Origin of the sequence: Streptosporangium oxazolinicum, assembly GCF_039537505.1 — a bacterium.
GTDB classification, from domain to species: Bacteria; Actinomycetota; Actinomycetes; order Streptosporangiales; family Streptosporangiaceae; genus Streptosporangium; species Streptosporangium oxazolinicum.
The window spans coordinates 457575-477232 of record NZ_BAABAQ010000006.1; the positions used below are offsets into that span (position 1 = coordinate 457575).

At 70.7% G+C, this 19658-nt stretch carries 22 protein-coding genes; 8 read left to right on the plus strand and 14 right to left on the minus strand.

Annotation, left to right across the window (positions count from 1 at the left end; genetic code table 11):
* Positions 1-102: 102 nt before the first annotated feature.
* The 3 genes from ABD817_RS19495 to ABD817_RS19505 are packed head-to-tail and all read right to left on the minus strand — an operon-like array spanning position 103 to position 1053.
* On the minus strand, positions 103-402 hold the full coding sequence (locus ABD817_RS19495) for a hypothetical protein (protein ID WP_344919410.1): 300 nt from the start codon (positions 400-402) through the stop codon (positions 103-105).
* The gene (locus ABD817_RS19500) at positions 392-799 is read right to left on the minus strand and encodes an ATP-binding protein (protein WP_344919411.1); all 408 of its coding nucleotides are present in this window, start codon (positions 797-799) and stop codon (positions 392-394) included. The genes ABD817_RS19495 and ABD817_RS19500 overlap by 11 nt, the downstream gene beginning before the upstream one ends.
* Entirely contained in the window at positions 796-1053 is a 258-nt protein-coding gene (locus tag ABD817_RS19505) for a hypothetical protein (protein ID WP_344919412.1), read from the minus strand. The genes ABD817_RS19500 and ABD817_RS19505 overlap by 4 nt, the downstream gene beginning before the upstream one ends.
* Positions 1054-1260: 207 nt before the next feature.
* On the opposite strand from ABD817_RS19505, the gene ABD817_RS19510 reads away from it, so the two are divergent.
* Both ABD817_RS19510 and ABD817_RS19515 read left to right on the plus strand, forming a co-directional pair.
* Entirely contained in the window at positions 1261-2118 is an 858-nt protein-coding gene (locus tag ABD817_RS19510) for a helix-turn-helix domain-containing protein (RefSeq protein ID WP_344919456.1), read from the plus strand.
* Between the two features lie 23 nt (positions 2119-2141).
* A complete protein-coding gene (locus tag ABD817_RS19515; protein ID WP_344919413.1) occupies positions 2142-2441 on the plus strand; it encodes a DUF397 domain-containing protein in 300 nt (99 codons plus the stop codon).
* A gap of 350 nt (positions 2442-2791) precedes the next feature.
* Here the strand turns inward: ABD817_RS19515 and ABD817_RS19520 are convergent, their stop codons facing one another.
* Positions 2792-3739, minus strand: a complete 948-nt coding sequence (locus ABD817_RS19520) for an alpha/beta fold hydrolase (protein ID WP_344919414.1) — start codon at positions 3737-3739, stop codon at positions 2792-2794.
* A 280-nt stretch (positions 3740-4019) separates the two neighbouring features.
* Positions 4020-5135 (minus strand): LacI family DNA-binding transcriptional regulator, encoded by a 1116-nt coding sequence (locus ABD817_RS19525; protein WP_344919415.1) that lies wholly within the window; start codon positions 5133-5135, stop codon positions 4020-4022.
* A 144-nt stretch (positions 5136-5279) separates the two neighbouring features.
* Between ABD817_RS19525 and ABD817_RS19530 the strand changes: the two genes are divergently transcribed.
* Positions 5280-6647: an MFS transporter gene (locus ABD817_RS19530; protein ID WP_344919416.1), complete on the plus strand. Its 1368-nt coding sequence runs from the start codon at positions 5280-5282 to the stop codon at positions 6645-6647.
* Between the two features lie 352 nt (positions 6648-6999).
* Here the strand turns inward: ABD817_RS19530 and ABD817_RS19535 are convergent, their stop codons facing one another.
* The 4 genes from ABD817_RS19535 to ABD817_RS19550 all read right to left on the minus strand — a co-directional run bounded on the left by ABD817_RS19535 (position 7000) and on the right by ABD817_RS19550 (position 10900).
* Positions 7000-7932, minus strand: a complete 933-nt coding sequence (locus ABD817_RS19535; protein ID WP_344919417.1) for an acyl-ACP desaturase — start codon at positions 7930-7932, stop codon at positions 7000-7002.
* 122 nt (positions 7933-8054) lie between these two features.
* A complete protein-coding gene (locus ABD817_RS19540) occupies positions 8055-8762 on the minus strand; it encodes a DUF998 domain-containing protein (RefSeq protein WP_344919418.1) in 708 nt (235 codons plus the stop codon).
* Between the two features lie 66 nt (positions 8763-8828).
* A complete protein-coding gene (locus ABD817_RS19545) occupies positions 8829-10058 on the minus strand; it encodes a glycosyltransferase (RefSeq protein WP_344919420.1) in 1230 nt (409 codons plus the stop codon).
* A gap of 11 nt (positions 10059-10069) precedes the next feature.
* Positions 10070-10900: a DMT family transporter gene (locus tag ABD817_RS19550; protein ID WP_344919421.1), complete on the minus strand. Its 831-nt coding sequence runs from the start codon at positions 10898-10900 to the stop codon at positions 10070-10072.
* Positions 10901-11110: 210 nt separating this feature from the next.
* On the opposite strand from ABD817_RS19550, the gene ABD817_RS19555 reads away from it, so the two are divergent.
* A complete protein-coding gene (locus ABD817_RS19555) occupies positions 11111-11512 on the plus strand; it encodes a lipocalin-like domain-containing protein (protein ID WP_344919422.1) in 402 nt (133 codons plus the stop codon).
* 28 nt (positions 11513-11540) lie between these two features.
* Here the strand turns inward: ABD817_RS19555 and ABD817_RS19560 are convergent, their stop codons facing one another.
* The 3 genes from ABD817_RS19560 to ABD817_RS19570 all read right to left on the minus strand — a co-directional run bounded on the left by ABD817_RS19560 (position 11541) and on the right by ABD817_RS19570 (position 13603).
* Positions 11541-12170: a DedA family protein gene (locus ABD817_RS19560; protein ID WP_344919423.1), complete on the minus strand. Its 630-nt coding sequence runs from the start codon at positions 12168-12170 to the stop codon at positions 11541-11543.
* Positions 12171-12416: 246 nt separating this feature from the next.
* Positions 12417-12890: a TspO/MBR family protein gene (locus ABD817_RS19565; protein ID WP_344919424.1), complete on the minus strand. Its 474-nt coding sequence runs from the start codon at positions 12888-12890 to the stop codon at positions 12417-12419.
* A 68-nt stretch (positions 12891-12958) separates the two neighbouring features.
* On the minus strand, positions 12959-13603 hold the full coding sequence (locus tag ABD817_RS19570; RefSeq protein WP_344919425.1) for a VC0807 family protein: 645 nt from the start codon (positions 13601-13603) through the stop codon (positions 12959-12961).
* A 293-nt stretch (positions 13604-13896) separates the two neighbouring features.
* On the opposite strand from ABD817_RS19570, the gene ABD817_RS19575 reads away from it, so the two are divergent.
* Entirely contained in the window at positions 13897-14244 is a 348-nt protein-coding gene (locus tag ABD817_RS19575; protein WP_344919426.1) for a luciferase domain-containing protein, read from the plus strand.
* Positions 14245-14368: 124 nt separating this feature from the next.
* Here the strand turns inward: ABD817_RS19575 and leuE are convergent, their stop codons facing one another.
* A complete protein-coding gene (gene leuE / locus ABD817_RS19580; protein ID WP_344919427.1) occupies positions 14369-15031 on the minus strand; it encodes a leucine efflux protein LeuE in 663 nt (220 codons plus the stop codon).
* Between the two features lie 223 nt (positions 15032-15254).
* A complete protein-coding gene (locus ABD817_RS19585; RefSeq protein WP_344919428.1) occupies positions 15255-15836 on the minus strand; it encodes a TetR/AcrR family transcriptional regulator in 582 nt (193 codons plus the stop codon).
* 55 nt (positions 15837-15891) lie between these two features.
* Here ABD817_RS19585 and ABD817_RS19590 point away from each other — a divergent pair, with 55 nt between their 5' ends.
* The 3 genes from ABD817_RS19590 (at position 15892) to ABD817_RS19600 (ending at position 19536) form a co-directional block, all read left to right on the plus strand.
* The gene (locus ABD817_RS19590; protein WP_344919429.1) at positions 15892-17034 is read left to right on the plus strand and encodes an FAD-dependent monooxygenase; all 1143 of its coding nucleotides are present in this window, start codon (positions 15892-15894) and stop codon (positions 17032-17034) included.
* Between the two features lie 282 nt (positions 17035-17316).
* On the plus strand, positions 17317-17523 hold the full coding sequence (locus ABD817_RS19595; RefSeq protein WP_344919430.1) for a hypothetical protein: 207 nt from the start codon (positions 17317-17319) through the stop codon (positions 17521-17523).
* A gap of 171 nt (positions 17524-17694) precedes the next feature.
* The gene (locus ABD817_RS19600) at positions 17695-19536 is read left to right on the plus strand and encodes a cellulose binding domain-containing protein (RefSeq protein ID WP_344919431.1); all 1842 of its coding nucleotides are present in this window, start codon (positions 17695-17697) and stop codon (positions 19534-19536) included.
* The last annotated feature ends 122 nt before the right edge of the window (positions 19537-19658 follow it).

Below are 19658 nucleotides of genomic sequence, written 5' to 3' on the forward strand. Positions count from 1 at the left end.
AGGGCAAGCCAAGGGTCCATCGGACGGTGAGGTCGGTCAAGGCCGGTCCGAAGGCGGGATTTGGAGGGGTGTGGATTTGATAGAAGTGAATTCAGTAGTGAATTACCGTGCGAGGCCGTGCAGCAGGGCGATCCACATCGCGTCCGCCTCCCGGGCCTGCCAGCGGTCGCTCTCGTCGATCGAGTGATCTCGTCGCGTGCGGCGGATGAACCTCAGCCCGCCCGCCTGGCACAGCTCGTAGAACAGGGCGCCGCAGTCGCAGGTCCACCTGACGACCCGGGCCTGCCCGTCCCCACGTGGAGGGTGCCAGGTCAGCTCCTCGCAGTGGGAGCGGGCGGGGAGGACGTGCGGGCTGAGGCAGCGGGGTGGATAGTCCCAGCTGACCAAAATGTCACCGTCCACCCAGCTGGAACCAGACCACGCGTCCGGCCAGGGTCTCGTACCAACCCCAGGCCGAGGACAGCTCCTGCACCAGCCAGAGCCCGCGCCCTCCACCGCTGTCGGGACTCACGCCCGCGCAGAGGCGAGGCCGCTGCCCGACCGATCCGGCGTCGACGACGTCGATGTGGAGCGTTCCGAGGTGGTTGGCTACGGCGATGATGACCCGGCCGTCGGGGCCTCGGCCGGAGTCGGAGTGGCGGACCGCGTTGGTGACGAGTTCGGTGACGAGCAGCAGCGCGTCGTCGGTGTGCGGGTGGTCGAGCCCCTTCAGCAGGTCGTGGACATAGCGGCGGGCCCGGGGAACGGCCGCGACCTGCGCGGGCACCTCGACCCGGCCGAGCAGCCCCAGCGCCCTCACCGCGTCCCCCGCGTGATCCGCTCGCAGACCTTCCGCGCCCTGGTCCGGGTGCCTCGCTCGCATCCCCGCTCCCAGTCGAACGCCGAGACGTGGCCTTGCTGCTCGGTCACGGGACTCCGGCCTCCGGGCGGCAGGAAGATCTCCATACTCGGCTGCCGTCCGGGCGGGAACCGCACCACGGAGTCGACCCCGAGATCGTTCAACTCCCAGGCCAGCTCTACCAGCCGCCCACCCCACCCTTGAAGCTCATGCACTCTCATCGCCTCGTCATCCCTGTGTCGTTTTGAAGCTGTTCGCTTGGAAATCTCCCGTTGCGTTCCATGACTGAACTGTCACTCTGCGTGCTCAGTTTGCATGACCGTTGCTCGCCTGGCAATAAGGATCGAAATGAACATAGTGCACGTTGATGCATGAAGATCATTTTGACAGAATGCAGTGGATCGATCGCGGAGGGGAGTGGAATGGGTGCTCAGCAAAGCCCATCGGTACGCAGGCGCCGTCTCGCAGCCGAGCTGCAGCGCCTCCGCAAGGAGGCAGGGCTGACCCGGGACCAAGTAGCCGAACACGCAGGATGTGCGCCCGTCACCATCACTCGGATCGAATCGGCTACCAGCGCCGCCACGGTAGCCCTCGTGGCCATGATGCTCGACCTCTACCAGGTCACCACCGAACGCCGGGACGCCCTGATGCAGCTCGCGCGCGACGCACGCAAACGCGGCTGGTGGTACAAGGTCTCCGAGGCGATCCCGGAATGGGTTCAGAGCTACGTGGGTCTGGAAGAGGAGGCGACGATCTTCCAGGAATACCAGTCGGAGTTCGTGCCCGGCCTCCTCCAGACCGCAGGCTACGCGCGGGCCGTCATGAGGTCCGCGCCCGTGCTACCGCCGGACGAGGAGATGGAACGACGTCTCTCGATCCGGATGAAGCGTCAAGAGCGAGTGCTGGAACGGCCGGACCCGCCCACCATGTGGTTCATCCTCAACGAGGCGGTCATCCGCCGCCCGGTCGGAGGAGCGGAAACGATGCGAGACCAGCTCCAACGACTGACCCGTCTCTCGGAGACGAACCACGTCACGATCCAGATCCTGCCGTTCGCCACAGGCGTTCACCCCGCGATGGACGGCGGATTCACGATCTTGAGTTTTCCCAAACCGTCCGATCCGGACACCGTGTACGTTGAATATTGGCAGGGAAGCGTCTACCTGGAGGATCCATCAGAATTAGAGGCATACGCCCTGCTGTTCAACCATCTGCGAGCACGAGCCCTCGGGCCTGATCAGACCCGCGATCTCATCGCACAGGCTCTGCGGGAAACATGAGCGCGTGGAAAGGTGTGTCCATCGTGGATCTTTCCCAGGTGATCTGGCGCAAGTCCAGCCAGAGCAACGCCAACGGCGGCCAGTGCGTCGAGGTCGGCACCTGGCGCAAGAGCACCCTCAGCGGCGGAAACGGTGGTAGCTGCGTCGAAGTCGCGCTCACCGACAATGTTCAAGCCACCCCGGAGCGTCCAGTAGAGCCTGAACACCTCTTTTTGGTTCGCGACTCCAAGGACCCCGACGGTCCGGTGCTGTCTTTCGCTCCCTCCGAGTGGAACGCTTTCCTCGTAAACATCAAGGCGGGCTATCTCGCAGACCTGACTTGACGGTATGGGTGACCGTACTCGTGCTCTCGTAAATGAGACCGGTCGCGAGGATTGGAGTGAAACTAGCCAGTGCTGTGGCTCGTCGGGGTTCGTGGTTCCGCTGCAATGAGGCCGGTCCGGAACTTAAGCAACAACGTATGAGCCGTCTGGGTTAATGGGACCGCAATGAGGTCGCCCTGGAGACCGGCGTGGATCCTGGAAGAGGCCCCCGGACAATTCATATGGTCCGCCACTCCGCAATGAGACCGGTCACGAGGATCGGGTTGAAACGGTCGGCGGCGACGTACTTCTTCGTTAGGTCTCTCTCGTTCTTGTCGGCAGGGAAGGTTGGGGACACCACGACGTTGCCCTCACCGCCGAGCAGATCTTCCCGGTTCTTCCTCGCGTTCGGTGAGGGAGATATGGTCACGGATAATCTCGCCGATCCGGCGGGGTAGCAGGGGGGAGAAGAACCCGTGCCCCATGCCGGGCATGGCGACCAGGCGCGCGTTCGGGATCTGCGCGGCGACCGCCTCGCCGTGTGGCAGTGGGCGCAGGGGGTCCTCGGTACCGTGCACGACCAGCGTCGGCGCGGTGATGGCGGAGAGCGGCGCGAGCCTGTCGTCGGTCATCACCTTCCCGGCCAGATCATGGTTGGCCGCGGCGCGCGGGTCGCCGCCCAGGTCGCTCGCGGCCTCGACGAGCCGTCGTGCGGCCTGCTCGTCGAAGGGCAGGACATCGCCGTTCAGCACGCGCCAGGTCTCCAGGTTGGCCGCGATGTGCTCCTCGCAGGTGGCCGGGGGCGAGGTCGCCAGGTGGACGAGGTGCTGAAGGAACCGCGGCGTGGGCGGCGGCAGGTCGTCGGGGTCGGGCTCCTGTCCGGCGAAGGCTCGGGCGAAAGCGGGCCCCGCGCTGTGGCCCATCGGACCGGTCATGATCGCGGTCAGGGTGCGCACGCGCTCGGGGCGGTGCACGGCCAGCCACTGCCCGATCGCGCCGCCGAGGGATGCTCCCGCGACGTGCGCGGCGGCCACCCCGTGCCCGTCCAGCACGGCTGTCGCGTCGGCGGCCATGTCCGTCAGCGTGTAGGGACGTGTCGCGAAGTCCACACGGTCGGACCGCCCGGTGTCGCGATGGTCGAAGCGGATCACTCGCAGCCCGCCGTCGAGGAGAGTTTTCACTAATTCATCCGGCCAGCCCACTCCCATGGTGGAGGTGCCCATGATGAGCAGCACTGCGGGATCTCGCGGATCGCCGAACCGCTCCGTCCACAGTCGCACGTCGCCGGACACGACAAACTTCTCTTCGTTCGCTTTCACAGGCGTGAATTTATCGATTTCTCTCATCGGGGGCAAATTGCAATTAATGTGCCGTTAGTGGTAATTAGTGGTATAATAGTAATTGCGCATTTGTTTTCCGGTGGACGCGTACGGCCCCGTGTGCTTTCCGGGCGTTGCCGCCACCGCTCCCCGAACGAGAGAACGACTGCTACGGCTCTTCGGTCGGTCTCGGCCCGCACCCGCCTGTGGGCGTCAGTGGCTCGGCTCATTCTCGTACGGCCACCGAGCTGCGTCTTTGCCCCTCGTGCGAGGGGGACTTTCACGCGCGTCGGGTGGAGGTGCGGCTGATCAGGTGCCAGGCGACCTCGGTGTCCCGGTCGGCTGGGGTGAGGTGGTCGAGGGCGGTGCGCGCGCAGCGGGCGCCCTGGTCGCGGAGGGACTGGGCGACGGTGGTGAGCCCGGCCGGGGCGGCGGCGTCGGAGTCGTCCCACCCGCTGAGAGTGAGGCCGCCGGGGACGGTCAGGCCCAGGCGGGTGGCGGCGCGCAGGACGCCGAGGGCCAGCTCGTCGCTCATCGCGGCGATCGCGTCGCAGGCGTACGGGCCGGTGAGCAGTTCGGCCGCGAATGTCTCGGCTTCCCGTGCGCTGTTGGTGGAGCAGACCGCCACCCGGACCTGTGACCAGTCGCCGCCGGTCTCGGCCCACGCGTCGCGGTAGCCGCGCAGGCGCTGGCGGGTGACCCGGAAGGTCGAGGCGTCCGGATCGATCCCGCCAGGCGGCAAGGGGCCGGATCCAGCGGGTAGGGCGTCGTTCAGGGGGGCGCCGGAGGTGACACCGGAGAGCCTCGCGCGGTCGAGGGGGAAGCTCAGCACCCCCGGGCGCCGCGCCCCCGCGAAGACCTCGCGGCCGACGGCCGTGGCGGCGGCGCGGTCGTCGGCGGCGACGAAGGAGAGGCCGTCGCGGCGCGGGCCCCCGTGGACCACGGCGGGCAGGCCGGTGGCGGAGATGGCGTCGATGACGGGGTCGTCGTCGGCGGTCGTCCAGACCACGAAGGCGTCGACGGCGGCCTCGGTGACCCGGTCGACGTCGGAGGGGCTTCCGGTGACGGGGACGAGGGTGAGCGCCATGCCGTGGTCGGCGCAGACCTGGGCGACGCCGGACAGGAAGCGGGTCGCCTGCGGGTCGTCGAAGGCGTAGGTGAGGTGCTCGCCGAGGACGACGCCCAGGTTGCCGGTCCGGCCGCTGCGCAGTGACCGCGCGCCGGGGTGCGGGCCCGGGTAGCCGAGGCGCTCGGCGGCCTCGCGGACCTTGGCCCGCGCCTCGTCGGAGACCCGGCCCGGCTGGCCGTAGGCGTACGAGACGGTCATCACCGACACCCCTGCCGCGCGGGCGACCTCGGCCATGGTCACCCGGCGTCGCGCCGTCCGTCCGCTCATGGTCCGAGAATATCTGTGTATCGATACACAGCTGATTTGTGTATCGTTACACGCATGTCAGGTGGAAAGGGCGGAATCCGAGCGCGTACCGCTTATATGGGGTTCGCCGCGTTCGGTGTTTTCTGGGGTGTGTGGGGTGCCTCGGTGCCCGCGATCCGCGCCCAGGCGGAACTCAGTGACGGGCAGCTGGGTACGGCGCTGCTGTTCATCGGGGCGGGGGCGCTGCCCGCGATGCTCGTCACCGGGAGGGCGGTCGACCGCTGGGGGCTGCGGGTGGCCGCGCTCCTGCTGGTGACGCTCGGCGCGGTGGGGACGCTGGTGGCCGTGGCCGGACGCGACGTCTGGAGCCTGTCGGCGGGGCTGGCGCTGCTCGGCGCCTCCTCGGGCGCGGCCGACGTCGCGATCAACTCGGCGGCGGCCTCGGCGGAGCGGTCGTCCGGCAGGCCGGTCATCACCCGCGCGCACGGCACCTTCTCCGCCATGGTGGTGATCGGCAGCCTTTCCACCGGGCTGCTGCTCGGCGGCCTGGGGGTGCCGGTCGTCGTGCCGTTCCTGCTGGTCGCGGGGGTGGCGGTCGGCGCGGCACTCAGCGTGGTGGCCGACTGGCGAGCCGCCTTGGCCACTCAGGCCACCGATGGAACCACCCCGGTCGCGGCGGGGGCCGCCCCGGTCACCGAGGGAACCGAGGGAGCCGACGGAACCGCCCCGGACGAGGCGAAGGTCCCCTCGACGACCGAGGGGACCGTCCCGGATCCGGTGAGGGCCACCCCGGTCGCCGAGGGACCCGTCCCGTGCCCGGCGGGGGCCGCTCCTGTCACCGGGAAGACCGTTCCGGTCGCGGCGGGGGCCGCCCGGGGCGGTGGGCGGCGGGGGTATCCGGGGTACGCCGTGCGCCTGTTCCCGTTGCTCGTGGTCGGCGGTCTGGGCGCGATGGCCTTCGCGGTGGAGAACGCCCACCAGAGCTGGGGCGCGGTCTACCTGGCGGACGTGGCCGGCGCGGGTCCCGCGCTCGCCTCGGCCGGTCCGGCGGTGTTCGCCGCCGTCGTCGCCCTCACCCGCTTCGCGGCCGGTGCGGTCGGTTCCCGGCACGCCGTGACCGTGCTCGTCTCCGGTGCCGTGACGGCCGCCGCCGGGACCGCGCTGGTGTCCGTCGCGACGACCGTCCCGGTGGTCCTGCTGGGACTGGCCCTGGCCGCGGCCGGTACGGCGGTGCTCTTCCCCATGCTGATGGGCGTCGTCGCGGCACACGTGGGCGAGACGGCGAGGGGAAGGGCGACGTCCGTGGTGACCACCGTGGCCTACCTGGGGTTCCTGGCCGGTCCGGTCTACGTCGGGCGCTGGGCCGAGGCGACCGGCCTGCCGGGGGCGATGGTGGCCGTCGCCGCCCTGGCCGCCGCCCTTGCGGTCCTCACCTGGCCGTCGCTGCGCTCGGCCGTCGGCACCGGCTCCCCGTGGGACTCGCCCCCGGGTGACCCCGACCGACTGGAAGACGTCGCCGGTCGCGCTCGATGACGGCCCGCCGACTTTCGATCTGCCGAAGGGTTGCCTTTCGATCTGCCGAAGATCACAGCCTGCTCTGCCGGGTGAGGAGGCCGCCAGTCGTCATTCCCGGACCTCGCACACCCACCGCCCCTCGAATGTGAGGGAAGAGAGGTTCATGGCACAGGGCGGCTCGTCGGCGCGTTCGAGATGGACGCACACGATGACCGTTCGGCGGCCGCGAGAGCGGTATCAACCCCGGTCGAAGCCCGTTCCCCGGCCCGTGAGCTGGTCTCCGTCACCTGAGGTGCTCGGGTGCGCGGGCGACGGTCGTCCGCCCCGAACACCCGGGGACCGCTCCGAGCGGTCCCCGTGAGAAAGAGGGTCAGGACCCGGCGGCCTCGCGGGCGCGGCGGGCCTCGCGGCGCTCGACGAAGCGGGAGGCGGTGGTCTCCAGCTTGGCGAGGAAGTCGGAGAGCTCCTCGCGGGCCTTCTCACCGTCGGCGCCGAGGTCCTTCATGTTGAACACGTCCCACTGGCGGAGCACCGGCTGCAGCACGTCGTCGATGTGCAGGCGCAGGTCGTAGATTCCGGCGTGGGCGATGGTCATGGCCTTGCGGGTGAAGCCCTCGATGCCGGTTCCCGGCATCTGGAAGGTGGTGACGACGTCGGTCACGGCGCGCATGGTCTGGTCGGGGGCGAGCTTGAAGGCCGCGTTGAGCAGGTTGCGGTAGAAGAGCATGTGCAGGTTCTCGTCGGCGGCGATCCTGGCGAGCAGCCGCTCGCAGTTCGGGTCCTCGGAGGCCCTGCCGGTGTTGCGGTGCGAGATGCGGGTGGCCAGCTCCTGGAAGGAGACGTACGCCACCGAGGCGAGCACGCCCTCGTAGGAGTTGGTGAAGCCCTCGCCCATGTGCACCATCCGGGCCCGCTCCAGCTCGACCGGGTCGACCGCGCGGGTGACCGTCAGGTAGTCGCGGATGGCGGTGCCGTGGCGGCCCTCCTCGGCGGTCCAGCGGTGCACCCAGGTGCCCCAGGCCGCGTCACGGCCCAGGGTCGTGGCGATCTCGTGGTGGTAGCTGGGGAGGTTGTCCTCGGTCAGCAGGTTGACGATGAGGGAGATGCGGGCTTCCTCGGGGATCTTGGTGTCGGTCTCGACCCAGGCGTCCCCGCCGTAGAGGCCGTCGTAGTTTCGCCCCTCCGACCAGGGCACGTACTCGTGCGGGAACCACTCCTTGGCCATCTTGTGGTGCCGGTCCAGCTCCCCCGCGACGACAGGCTCAAGTTCGAGCAGCAGTTCGGTCTCACTGAACTCTCGCATCAGGTTTCTCCCTCGAAGACTACGCAACCGTAACCTACGTTAGCGTAGGTAAGACCGTAGCGGGTACGTGTCGCATGTCTCATTTACTGGCCCGTGGGCGTTTCAGGGGAGCCGCTTCGACGTCAGCCCAGACCGATTGGCTGGCGAGGATGCCGGGTGTCGTCCGGGCCGGGCTGGGCGGGGATCGTCATGCCCCGCGCCCTCACGCCCGGCCGATGGGCCACGCCGTCGCGGTGGCCCGTCCAGAGGGCGGTCATGAGGACCAGCGCGATCTCCGAGAGCACCAGCAGCCGTTCCACCAGGCCGTAGTGGTCGGCGCCGTCGATCAGGCCCGAGGTCGGCGAGCCCGGGTGGGCGGCCAGGAACCAGGCGAGGAACACCACCGACAGGACGGAGACCGCCGCCAGGGGCCCGTTCCCCGACCGGCGGCCGAGCATCCACCCCGCGCAGGGCAGCGCGGTGAAGACCACGGCCGCCGACCAGCGGTGGATCTCCCCGGCGATGGAGACGACGCCGGGCGCGGCGTCGGTGGGGAACGCGGCGGTGAGCAGGAGTCCCAGCGCCGCGGCCACGAACAGCGCGCGCGCCGCCGCGCCGCGCACCGGCTCCACCCGGGCCAGCAGGTACGCGACCCAGAGGCAGCCCATGGCCAGGGCGATCGTGCCGCCCACCATCGCCCAGACGCTGTCGTCACGCAGCGCGTAGTCGCTGATCAGGCCGTTCAACGGATTCACCGTGTCCGCCGCGACCAGGTGCGCGTAGCCCATCGCGGCCAGGGCGAGCAGCGGCCCGGCCACGCCCGGCCAGCGCGACGGCGGGCCCTCGTTCACCGCGCCACCTTCAGGCGGATCGTTTCGGAGTTCACCGCGCCACCTCCCGGCGGATCGCCTCGGGCCTCATCGCGCCACCTCCTGGTAGATCCGCTCGAACCTGGTCAGCGAGGCCTGGTGGTCGTGGGTCAGCGCGATGGCGCGGCTCGCGGCGCCCATCGTGGCGCGCAGCGGGGGAGAGGTGAGCAGGGCGCCCAGGTGCCGGGCCAGCTCCTGGACGTCGCCGGGCTGGAAGAGGTGGCCGTTCTCGCCGGGCCGTACCAGGTGCGGCAGGGCCATCGCGTCCGCGGCGACGACCGGCAGGCCGCTGGACATGGCCTCCAGCGTGGCGATGCTCTGCAGCTCCGCGACGCCCGGCATGGCGAAGACGTCACCGGCTGCGTACACCTGGGGCAGCGTCTCGTCGGGGACGAACCCGAGGAAAAACACCCGGTCCCCTACCCCGATCCGGTCGGCCAGCCTGGCGAGCGCGGCCCGCTGCCCGCCGGTGCCCGCCAGCGCGATCTGCGCGTCGGTGCCGTTGAGCACGTGCGGTAGGGCGCGGATGAGCTCGTCCAGCCGCTTCTCCTCGTCCAGCCGGCCGACGAACACGATCGTGTCCCGGTCGGGCAGGCCGAAGGCCTTGCGGGCCCACGCCTTCGGTTCGGCGCGCGGCTGGAACCTCGCCAGGTCGATGCCGCAGGAGATGGGCTCCACCGGCGGGCCGAAGCCCTTGCCGGTGAGCAGCCCGGCCGCGATCTCGGTGGGCGTGGTGACGCGGTCGGCCCTGGAGAAGACGCGGTTGAAGTCCTTCCAGGCCAGCGCGCCCGCCCTCTCGCGGAGCCGGGCGGGGACGCGCGCGAACTGGAAGAGGTTGTCCGGCATGAAGTGGTTGGTCGCCACGACGGGGACGCCCGCGCGCCGGGAGGCGGAGATGGCCGCGCGGCCGACGACGAAGTGCGCCTGCACGTGGACCACGTCGGGGGCGATCCTGTCGATCAGCCGGTCCAGCCGGGTCGGCACCGTGACCCGCATGGTGGGGTGGACCAGCACCGGCGCCGAGCGCAGCCTGTGCACGGTCACCCCGTCCACGTGCTCCGTCCTGCCCGGCCCCTCGTCCGAGGCGCACACCACGTGGACCTCGTTTCCCCGCTCGGCCAGGCCCTGGGCCAGCCGGTGGGCGAAGTAGGCGGCACCGTTCACGTCCGGCGGGTAGGTGTCGGCCCCGATCAGCACCCGGCGGGGCCGGGTCGCGAGGAGGGCCGGTCCCCGCACGGGGGTCCGCAGGGTGGTGGCCGGCGTGGCTGACATCGCCATCGGTGCTCCGTTCATCGTGCTATCACGTCGTGTGAGGGGGACATCGGGGTGGTACGGGCCAGTGCGACGGTTCCGGCGGCGGTGAGAGCGGCCGCCGCCAGCGCGATGAGCGTGCTCGCCGCGCCCGTCGGCAGGGGTTCGCCGAGCAGGAGGGCGCCGAAGGCGACGGCGGTGAGGGGATCGGCCACCTGGAGGGCGGCGAACGCCACGCCGAAGTGGCCGACGGCGTAGGCGCGCTGGAGCAGCACCAGCGCGAGCAGGGCGGGCATCGGGACGGCGAGCAGGAACCAGAACTCCCAGTTGCCGTCGACCAGGACCCGGGTGAGCGTGGCGGTCGCGCCGTACAGCACGCCCGCCCCCATGGCGAGCAGACAGGCCCGCGCGGCCGGTGAGACCTGCCTGGAGAGGAGCCACAGCACCAGAGCGGCGGTGGCCGCCCCCGCGAGCAGGGTCACCGCCTCCCCGGTGCTGAGATGAGGTTCCCCGCTGTGCTCGGGCACGACCATCACCAGGCCGATCAGCCCGATGGCGATCACCGCCGCCGAGGCCAGCTCGCCGGGCCGAGGTCTGCGGCGTCGCAGGGCGGCGGCGCAGGGCAGGGCGAACAGGAGGCTGGCCACGCCCATCGGCTGCACCAGGGTGAGCGGGCCGTACCTCAGCGCGACGATGTGCAGGGCCGTGCCGCCCGCGATGGACAGACCGCCGAGCAGCCACCGGGGGCGCCTCACCAGATGGCCGAGACCGGCACGGGGTGTACTCGCCGCCTCGAACTGCTGCAGCGCGGCACCGAGTGCGAAGAACAGGGATCCCAGCAACGCCAGGCCGGCCGCCAGCACAGTCATGCGCACTCCTCCCAAGCAGATGAAGACATGGCGAGATGACCGGATCACCTCGTGGAGGCGTCCGTTAAGGGGCTTACGGTGAACAGTCGAAGCGTCCCGTGCGGGGAGGCGCCGGAGCCATAGGGGTTCACCCTGACTTCGCGGGGAAATCCCCGAGATTCGCGTCGGGGCTGTTGACCTGCTGGCTTTTCTTATCGTAGCTTCGCGGGCATGGATCTCGTGGGTGCCTGGCGCCTGGTCGAGTGGCGGATCGTCAGCGCGGAAGGACGGGTCTCGCACCCCTTCGGCACGGACGCGGTGGGCCCGCTCTGCTACACCCCCGACGGTCACATGAGCGCGACCATCGCGCGGGCCGGGCGCGCCCCGCTGCCGGGCCCCACTCCACGGCGGGCGCCCCCGGAGGCGCTGGCCGGGGCGTTCACGTCGTTCTTCGCCTACGCGGGCCGCTACGAGGTCCGCGACGGTCGCGTCGCCCACGACGTCGAGGTGGCGCTCAACCCGGCCCTCGTCGGCACCGTCCAGGTCCGCGAGCTGAACGCCGACGGCGACCGCCCGATCCTGGCCGCCGCCGAGGCCGGCCGGTGGCACACCCTGATCTGGAGGCGGTCATGAACTCGTCGCGCCGCCCGTCGCCCCGCCGTCAGTCGCTGGAGGTGACCAGCTCCGTCTCCACCTCCGGGAGGGTACGGCGGTGGCGGAGGTAGCGGACGACCTCGACCACGGCGGTGACCCCCAGGGCGATACCGAGCCCGAGCAGCAGCCCCTTGATGGGGTCGTTCTCGAAGGCCGCGCCGCCCACGTAGCCGATCAGCCCCGAGTAGACCGCCCAGGACACCGCGGCGAGGGCGTCGAAGAGGGCGAAGGAGCGCCGGGGGTAGGCGACCGCGCCCATGGTCAGGGTGCAGGTGGTCCGGCCGCCGGGAATGTAGCGGGCCACCACGAGGACGAGCCCGCCCCGCTCGGCCAGCGCCCGCTCCGCCCAGGCGAACGCCCTGCGGCTGCGCCTGCCGTTGCGCAGCCGGTCGTTGGTGGTACGGCCGATGGCGTACGAGATGTGGTCGCCCACGAACGCGCCCAGCGCGGCCACCACGATCACCAGGAGCAGGTCGGGCGCCCCGGTGGCGGCGGCGAACACCCCGGCCGTGATGACGGACGTCTCCGCCGGGACCACGGGAAAGAACCCGTCGAGCACCGCCAGCGCGAAGAGCGCCAGGTAGATCCATGGAGATGTCATCACATCGTGCAGGGCGTCAAGGATGGCCTGTGTCACGTCGGGCTCCAGCCGGGGGGGTCGCGGATGTCTCACGCAGCAGGCTGACGGGCCGGTGAGCCCCGGGACATCGGGGAGGACCCCCGGTGTTCTCAGAGCACGCCCCTGAGATCACCGGGGGTCCGTCCCGTCGACCCTAGGAAGCGGACGGAGCCGGTCACATCGATCGAACGGCTTGAGCCACCCCCCTCTTCGGTCGGGGGGTCCCTCCTCCTCAGGGGGGAGTCCCCAGAGGGGAGACGCGACTCAGTTGAGCTGCCAGATGGCGAGGTTCAGCGAGGCCGCGTACGTCACCCAGAGCAGATAGGGCACCAGCAGCCAGGCGGCCGGGCGGCTGATCCGCCGGAACAGGACGATGGTGAGCACGATCGCGAGCCAGAGGACGACGATCTCCGCGAACGCCAGGCCGTACTGCCCGGCACCGAAGAACAGCGGCGTCCAGGCCGCGTTGAGGACCAGCTGGACCGCGTAGACGCCGAGCGCCGGGGTCAGGCCGCGCGCCGACCAGGCGAGCCAGCCGGACAGGGCGATCATGACGTACAGGACCGTCCAGGCGGGGCCGAACAGCCACTGCGGCGGCGCCCAGGCCGGTCGCTCCAGCGACAGGTACTCGCCGCCGGCGTCGACGGCCGCCAGCGACCCCACCACCGCCACCAGCACGAGCGCGACGGCGAACACCGGTAACCCGGCCCAGCGTTTCGGTTGTTGCGCTATGACCATGAGGACCTCCTGCCCCCTTCTTCGTCCGTCTACCGCGCGGCGGTTTCCCGTACGGGGGAGCGGTCGTCCTAGGCGGACGGGGTGGTGACGGGGTCGTAGTGCAGGCGGCGCAGCATCCGGCGGAAGGCGTACAGCGAGAAGGCCACCGCCAGGCCGCTGATCGCGGCCACGGCGGCGGTGCGGACCAGCAGGTAGGTGCCGATCGACTCGTGCAGCAGGAGCCAGATGCTCACCGCGGAGTTGGCCAGCAGCACGAAGGCCCACAGCAGGGTGATGCGGGCGAAGAACCGGCGGACCCGCTCGTGTCTCAGCACCGCCGAGGGCAGGTGGATGTAGTCGAGGGTCAGCTTCTGCACCAGCGGGCGGTTGAGCCGCACCGAGGCGAGGAAGACCATGCTGATGCAGATCGTCCCGAGCTCCGGCTGGAGGAAGTAGATCACCGCGCTCCCGGTCCAGAAGCCCAGCAGCGCCCGCACGGTGATCGCGATGACGGCGAGGATCATCGTCCCGGGCACCGGGATCCGCCGGACCAGCCGCCACCCCACCCCCGCGTACACCCAGGTGACCGCCGCGACCAGCGCTCCCTTCAGACCGAGGAGGGCCAGCGCGGCGTAGAAGACGGCGAGGGGGGCGACGACGCCCTCCAGCAGCTTGGGCGCCGCCTGCCTGGCGAGAGCGGCGAGGCGGGGGAGGACGATGGGCTGGTGGCTCATGACGCTCCACGGGCTGGTGCGGTGGCAGACGCTGGGCGTTCTCGCCTACCCCGGCATGACACGGGCATGTCAGGCCGTCGCAGGGGGTTGCTGGAGAGGGTTGCTTCCGGTGTTCACCGGCCACTCACCGTACCTGACCCCGGCCCGTGCTCCCGTGAAAACAACTCAATGACACTGCAATAACGAATGAGAACGGTGAGGATCATTACGATTCACGAAAAGGATCACTTTGCCGGTAACGGTTAAGAAACGGGAGCTTTCCTGATCGGGTCCGGTCCGCGACGATGAGAGACATGGCAGTGCTGCGCACGCACGCGTCCCGCCGTTCCACCGAGGGTGTCGAGAATGTGGCGGCCCAGCTCGTCCGCTGGCCGGACCTGGCGCTGAAGCGCACCAGGAAAGGGCTGGGATTCCGGGCCGGTGGCCGGGAGATCGTCAGGATGTCCGGTGACCACACCGCGGAGTTGCTCCTCACCAAACCCGTGATCGACCGATGGGCGCGGGTGCTCACCGACTGCCACCGGGTCACCCCCGGCGCCGACGCCGGGTGGGTGGCCATGTCCATCGAGGGCCGGGCCGACGCCGAGCTGTTCCTCTCCCTGGTCAGCGTCGCGATCAAGGCCAACCAGGGCTCGCGGTAGCCGGGCCGGGCGGGGCCCGGGGGAGGCGCCGTCGAAGGTCCCGGTGGTCGGCGTGACCGCGGTCCACGGTGGCCATCGTAGCCGAGGGGCGTGTCGGCCGGCGTCGGCCAAGAGGTGACCGGCGTCAGCCGAGGGTCGCGGTGGCCAGCCTCGCCCCGAAGCCGATGAACAGCGCGCCCACGCCCGTCCGCAGCCCGGCCGACAGCCCGCGCCGAGACCGGAACTGGCCGGCCAGGAACGTGCCGCCGAAGATCAGCACCGACAGGTAGAGCGCGCTGAACAGCTGGCAGATCGCGCCCAGGATCAGGAACGACAGCGCGGGAGTGCCGTAGGCCGGGTCCACGAACTGGATGAAGAACGAGATGAAGAACAGGATCGCCTTCGGATTCATCAGGCTGACGATCAGGGCCTTGCGGAAGGGGCTCTCCGCGGCCCGTTCCCGATCGGATGTCGCCTCCGCGGCCTCGCCCCCGGCGTCGGGAGAGCGCCTGGAGCGCCAGGCCGACCGGAGCATCTGGAACCCGATCCACGCGAGGTAGGCCGCACCGGCGTACTTGACGACGTTGAACAGGATCGGCGTCGACCTCAGCAGGGAGGCGACCCCCGCCGCCGCCAGCACCATCAGGAGGGTGTCGCCGACGAAGACCCCCATCGCCCCCCGGTAGCCCTGCCGCACCCCGCGCTGGGCGGCGGTGCTGAGCACGTACAGCGAGTTCGGGCCGGGTAGCAGGATGATGAAGAAGGCACCGGCCACGTAGGTCCAGATGTCGGTGATGCCAAAGAACACGGCGTTACTCCAGGGGGCGTTACGGATGCGCAATTACCGTACCGCTTAACGGCACTTATCACCTTTTCGGGCTTTCCGAACATCATGGTCGGGTCACCCGGTCGTCACGGACCATGCCCATCAAGCGCGACGGACCCCGCCCCTCGACGTCACCTCGGCCACGTCCCCGCGCTAGGACCTGTTTTGTGGATCCTCGTTACGGCGAGGATCCACAAAACAGGTCCTAGCCGTCCGACACGGCCGAGCCGTACACCATGGTGTCGACGATGACCTCGACGGCGGGCCGGGTGACACTGCCGGGAGGCGCGCTGACCAGGGCGAACAGGGCGCCGCCGTAGAGCGCGATGAGCGCGGGGACCCTCTCGCGTGCGATCCTCAGCCCCAGCTGGTCGTGATGCCCGGCGGTGAAACGCACCGCGACCTCCTGCAGCCCCGCCAGCGCCGAGGCCAGCACCGGGCGGCGCGCCGCCTCCAGTTGCAGCTCGAAGATCGCGAGGTAGCGGTGGCGCAGCGTGGTCGCCGCCGTGAGCAACGACTCGGTCAGCATCTCCACCAGGTCGGCGTCGCCCTCGGGTCGCCGTTCGGCCGCCCGGTCCATGTCGGCCAGGTGGAGCTCGACCACCCGTTCGGCGGTGGCCACCAGCAGCGCCTCGCGGCTGCGGAAGTAGTTGGACGCCGTACCGGTCGGCAGCCCCGCCTCTCTCTCCACCGCGCGATGGGTCACCCCGTGCACCCCCGAGGCCGCCAGCAGATCGATGGCGGCGTCCGTCAGGGCCCGGCGGCGGGCTGGATTGGTGGGCGGCACCCCGCCATGCTACCAATGACCGTAGTAGTACGATCGTAGTGAATGGAGGGGTGTCATGCGTGTCGTCGTGGTCGGTGCCGGACTGGGCGGGGTGACGGCCGCGGTGGGCCTGCGCCGCCAGGGACATCAGGTGACCCTCTACGAGCGAGGCGCCGAGCTCCGCGAGGCGGGCACCGGTGTGGTGATCATGCCCAACGGGCTCCGGGCGCTGGAGGAGCTCGGCTACGACCTGAGGGGGCGGTCCACCCCCGCCCGCGACGCCGGGTTGCGCGACTGGCGCGGGCGGCCGCTGCTGGTCACCGACGCCGTACGGGCACAGCGCGAGGTCGGGTCGATGATCGTGGCCGACCGGGCGGAGCTGCACCGCGCCCTGCGCGCCCCGCTGCCCGCCGAGGCGGTGCGGACCGCGACACCGGTGGAGCGGCTGGAGCCCGGCGTGGACGGGGTGGCGGTGTTCAGCGATGGCGAGCGCGTCGACGAGGCGGACGCGGTGATCGTGGCCGACGGGATCGGCAGCGGGCTGCGCGGGCAGCTGTTCCCCGGTCACGGCGGGGCGCGCAGGATCGGCCGCATGGACCTGCGCGGCACCCTGTCCCGCCCCGAGGGGCTGGACGTGCGGGAACTGCTGGCAGGAATCCTGCTGGACCGGCGCACCGGAGCGATGTTCGGGCTGTTCCCCATCGGCGCGGACGAGCTCTACTGGTTCACCGACTCCGTGCTGCCGGACCCCGTCCCGGGACCGGAGGAGGCGCGCGAGCGGATGCTGGCGCTGATGGCCGACTGGCACCCGGCCGTCCCCGCGCTGCTGGCGGCCACCGCGGCCGACGACATCCACGTCGACCCCATCGCCTGCCTGGCCGAGCCGCTGCCGACGTTCGCGATCGGCGGGATCGCGCTGCTCGGCGACGCCGCGCACGCCATGACGCCCGACCTCGGGCAGGGCGCCAGCCAGGCCTTCGAGGACGCCGCCGCGCTCGCCCGCCACCTGTCGGGGGCCGGGCCCGCCGAGGTGGCCGAGCGGCTGTCGCGCTACGACGCGCAGCGCCGCCCGCGCGCCAACCGGCTGATGCGGGCCGCGGAGCGGCAGTCGCGGCTGACCTCCCAGACCGGGGCCGCCGCCTGGGCGCGCGACATTCTGCTGCGCGCGATCCCGGCCCGCCTGGCCACCCGGCGGCTCGCGGCCATCTGGCACGCCTAGGGTCGTTCCTCCGCGCGTCCGGGGGCGGCCGGTGGAGCGCGCCCGGACGAGGCGTCGCCGGTCGACGTTTTTGGGCCTTGTGGCAGAAGTCTGTCAAGGCTACGATCGCGACAACTCTTAGGAAACTTTCCTAAAAGAAATGCCGACTGGGGGTGCCCGTGGCCCGTGCGTCCCCTCCGATCGATTGTCAGCTGCGAAAACTCGACGGCGGCGGCCGTCGCTGCTGAAGGTCCGACCGTCCGGACGCCTCACCCCCCAGGTTCCACGTCCATGGGAGCGATCATGCGGCGCACCTTTTCCTTACTCGTCCTGACTGCGGCTGCAAGCCCTCACCGCGGCCTGCCCACGCCCGGCACCACCGCCGTCCCCGCCGTCTCCGGCGCCACGGCCGTCCCCGCCGTCGCGGTGCCCGCCGCGCTCGCCGTCGGCGCCGCCGTCGCCCGTCCCGAGCCTGGCGTGACGGAGGCACGGGCGCCGGAGACCCGGTGACGACTCGCTGAACCCGGCGGTCCCGGAGTCCCGCGCCGATCAACGGAACGGTTCCGCCCCTGGCGAGACCGTGCCCACCCCGCCGTACGGCTCGCGCCCACGTTCGCGCCCGCGCACCCCCCGCGTGGCGCGGGCCGTACGGTCACCCCCCACGGAATGCATGAGGTTAACGTGAAATTACGCGCCATCGCTCGTTCTCTCGTCGCTCTGGCGGCCCTCGTCACGGCGATGATGGTCGCGACCCCCGCCTTCGCGGCGCCCCCCACCGCGGTCTTCACCAAGGTCTCCAACTGGGGCAGTGGTTTCGAGGGTAAGTACACGATCACCAATGGTGGTACGACGACCATCAACGGGTGGTCGGTGGCCTTCGACCTGCCGTCGGGGGCGAACATCGGGTCCTTCTGGGACGCGTCGATGAGCCGGAGCGGGCAGCGTTTCACCTTCACCAACGTCGGCTGGAACGGCACCCTGGCTCCGGGTGCGACCGCGAGTTTCGGTTTCAACGGCAGTCCGGGTAGCGCGACCCCGTCCAACTGCACGCTCAACGGCGCGGCCTGCGGCGGCGGCACCACTCCCACCACCCCGGGGACACCGGGGAATCCGACCGTCACCGGGACGACCAACTCCTCGATCTCCCTGTCGTGGGGGGCCTCCGGCGGCACGGTCACCGGTTACCGGGTCTACGAGGGCAGCACGCAGCGGGCCCAGGTCACCGGCACGAGCGCGACCATCGGTTCGCTGGGCACCTGCACCTCGCACACCTACACCGTGAAGGCGTACAACGCCCAGGGTGAGTCGGCCGCCAGCGGCGCGGTGAGCGCCACCACCACCGGCTGCACCGGCGGCGCCCCCGGCAAGCCGGGCACGGTGTCCGCGACGGGCGGCGCGAACAGTGTGGCGCTGTCGTGGGGCGCGTCGTCGGGGACGGTGACGGGCTACCGGGTGTACGAGGGCTCGACGGTGAGGGCGACCGTGACCGGGACGAGCACGACGGTGTCGGGGCTGGGAGTGTGTGAGACGCGCACCTACACGGTGGCGGCGTACAACTCCGCGGGCGAGGGCCCGAGGAGCGACCCGGCCACCGCCACCACGAACGGCTGCACCAGCGGTGGTCAGCTGCCCAAGCACTTCCTCACCGGCTACTGGCACAACTTCGACAACCCGGCCGTCGAGCTGCGGCTGTCGGCGGTGCCCAACGAGTACGACCTGGTCGCGGTCTCCTTCGGCGAGGCCACCGCCACCCCCGGTGAGGTCGTCTTCGCCGTGGACCCGGGCCTGTCCGCCTCCCTCGGCGGCTACACCGACGCCCAGTTCAGGGCCGACGTGCAGACCCTCCACTCCCGGGGCAAGAAGGTCATCCTCTCGGTCGGCGGCGAGGCGGGCCGCGTGCAGGTGGCCAGCGCCGCCGCCGCGACCAAGTTCGCCGACACCGTCTACGCCCTGATGCAGAGCTACGGCTTCGACGGCGTCGACATCGACCTGGAGAACGGGCTCAACTCCACCTACATGGGCCAGGCGCTCCGCTCGCTGCGCGCCAAGGCGGGAGCGAACCTGATCATCACGATGGCGCCGCAGACCATCGACATGCAGTCCACCGGCGGCGAGTACTTCAAGCTGGCGCTGGCCATCAAGGACATCCTCACCGTCGTCCACACCCAGTTCTACAACTCCGGCTCCATGCTCGGCTGCGACCAGAACGCCGCCTACTCGCAGGGCTCGGTCAACTTCATGACCGCGCTGGCCTGCATCCAGCTGGAGAACGGCCTGCGTCCCGACCAGGTGGCGCTCGGCCTGCCCGCCGGACCCGGCGCGGCGGGCGGCGGGATCGTCGCCCCCGCCCTGGTGAACCAGGCCCTGACCTGCCTGGCCACCAGGACCAACTGCGGCAGCTTCGTGCCGCCGCGCGCCTATCCCGGGATCCGTGGCGCGATGACCTGGTCCATCAACTGGGACGCCAGCAACAACTGGAACTTCTCCAGGACCGTCAAGCCGCACCTCGCGACCCTGCCCTAGCCCCCGCCGCCTCCCGACCCCCGGACCTGCCCGGCACCGCGTCACCCACGACCCGGCCGGGCAGGCCCCGGACCCCGAGCCCCGAACCTCGCCCCCCACCTCGCACCCCCCAACCGAGGAAG

Bases quoted from the DNA above. Each gene is read 5' to 3' on its own strand.
- ABD817_RS19565 (WP_344919424.1), bottom strand. From the start codon at position 12,890: ATGGTCATAGCGCAACAACCGAAACGCTGGGCCGGGTTACCGGTGTTC.
- ABD817_RS19550 (WP_344919421.1), bottom strand. From the start codon at position 10,900: ATGACTGTGCTGGCGGCCGGCCTGGCGTTGCTGGGATCCCTGTTCTTC.
- ABD817_RS19595 (WP_344919430.1), top strand. From the start codon at position 17,317: ATGCGGCGCACCTTTTCCTTACTCGTCCTGACTGCGGCTGCAAGCCCT.
- ABD817_RS19545 (WP_344919420.1), bottom strand. From the start codon at position 10,058: ATGGCGATGTCAGCCACGCCGGCCACCACCCTGCGGACCCCCGTGCGG.
- ABD817_RS19535 (WP_344919417.1), bottom strand. From the start codon at position 7,932: ATGCGAGAGTTCAGTGAGACCGAACTGCTGCTCGAACTTGAGCCTGTC.
- ABD817_RS19570 (WP_344919425.1), bottom strand. From the start codon at position 13,603: ATGAGCCACCAGCCCATCGTCCTCCCCCGCCTCGCCGCTCTCGCCAGG.
- ABD817_RS19555 (WP_344919422.1), top strand. From the start codon at position 11,111: ATGGATCTCGTGGGTGCCTGGCGCCTGGTCGAGTGGCGGATCGTCAGC.
- ABD817_RS19575 (WP_344919426.1), top strand. From the start codon at position 13,897: ATGGCAGTGCTGCGCACGCACGCGTCCCGCCGTTCCACCGAGGGTGTC.
- ABD817_RS19510 (WP_344919456.1), top strand. From the start codon at position 1,261: ATGGGTGCTCAGCAAAGCCCATCGGTACGCAGGCGCCGTCTCGCAGCC.
- ABD817_RS19525 (WP_344919415.1), bottom strand. From the start codon at position 5,135: ATGAGCGGACGGACGGCGCGACGCCGGGTGACCATGGCCGAGGTCGCC.
- ABD817_RS19590 (WP_344919429.1), top strand. From the start codon at position 15,892: ATGCGTGTCGTCGTGGTCGGTGCCGGACTGGGCGGGGTGACGGCCGCG.